Raw genomic sequence first — 1,354 nt, 5'->3', positions numbered from 1 at the left:
CGACTACCGTCAAAGAATCAGCTTTTGACTATCTGACCTATGACGAGTTCAAACCTATTTGTGATCAGATCTTAGCGGACTCAGGTTTTCAAAAAAGCACGATTGCTATAGATTTGAAATCTGGGATAGATCTATATAGGCAATTTCTTATTGAATATCATCAAAAAGAAGATGATTATGAAAAATTTGCTTATTTACTCAATTTCTTTGTAGAACACAATAACGAAAATGTAAGAAAAAAGGAGGAAAAGAAAGAAGGGAGCAAAGAGGATCAAGGTCTTAGTCATACATGCAGCACGCAGGAAGATTTTGTGGAGTACTGGAGAAATCACGGTTACCCAGAATTACAGCGAGAGTTTAATATCCTGTCAACAGGCATGGATTTCACCTTGTGGTTCTTTAAAAATGGGGCTTATGCTACACCTAATTCCACATATATGAATGTAAACGGCACCTACCTTAATATTCGTCCTTCGTTTCATGAGGAAAGTAAAATTATTGCAGAGTTGCGTGCTGGATGGCATCCGGTCAGATCAGAAGCCTGGCAGAAAAAAATGCCAGCGCTCTCATGCACTGTAGAAGATCTTGATCTATCAGCAAAGAAACCGAATGCATTGGTCAGGCAAATGCTCGATTTGATTGTCCAGCTAGACAAAATAAATAAATCCAAGCACCACAACATGACCTCAGAACAATACAGCAAACTCAGCGAACGAGCGAAACAACTACTGGAAGTCAGAAACATTATTTTCCATGGCGCCCCTGGAACAGGAAAGACCACAGTCGCCAGGAAAATAGCTGCTGAATTGTTATGCGTCGACTATGACAACGAGGAACAGTTAAACGCACAACTGAATGAAAGCCACCAATACGAATTTGTCCAATTTCATCCTAGCTACGACTATACGGATTTCGTGGAAGGCCTCCGACCCGAAACTACAGCGACAGGCAATGTGGGCTTCCAATTATATCCTGGAACATTTACTAAGTTCGTCAACGAGGCAAGAACCAATCCAGACCAGAACTTTGTGATCGTCATTGACGAGATCAACAGAGGAGATCTTTCAAAGATTTTCGGAGAGCTATTCTTCAGCATCGATCCAGACTACCGAGGCAAAAAAGGAAGTGTAGACACTCAGTATGTCAATCTCCACTCTCTAGCCTACAAGGAACGTGGCGGATTGGATGCAGGACAAAAGTTTTATATTCCCGAGAATGTGTACATCATCGGAACTATGAATGACATAGACCGAAGCGTAGATTCCTTCGATTTTGCCATGAGACGACGCTTCACTTTTATCGAAATAACTGCAGAAGAATCAGCTAGTGCTCTCGATGGTACGCCCAACGGAGG

1 protein-coding gene is annotated in these 1,354 nt (G+C 41.8%); it reads left to right on the top strand.

Annotated elements, in window-relative coordinates:
• The coding region (locus tag CI603_RS06355; protein WP_220702263.1) for an McrB family protein at positions 1-1,354 on the top strand (1,354 nt) is incomplete at both ends.

This window comes from Bifidobacterium sp. wkB338, assembly GCF_003688325.1.
In the GTDB taxonomy this organism is placed as follows: Bacteria; Actinomycetota; Actinomycetes; order Actinomycetales; family Bifidobacteriaceae; genus Bombiscardovia; species Bombiscardovia polysaccharolytica.
This window is presented reverse-complemented; position numbering and strand designations above follow the sequence as displayed.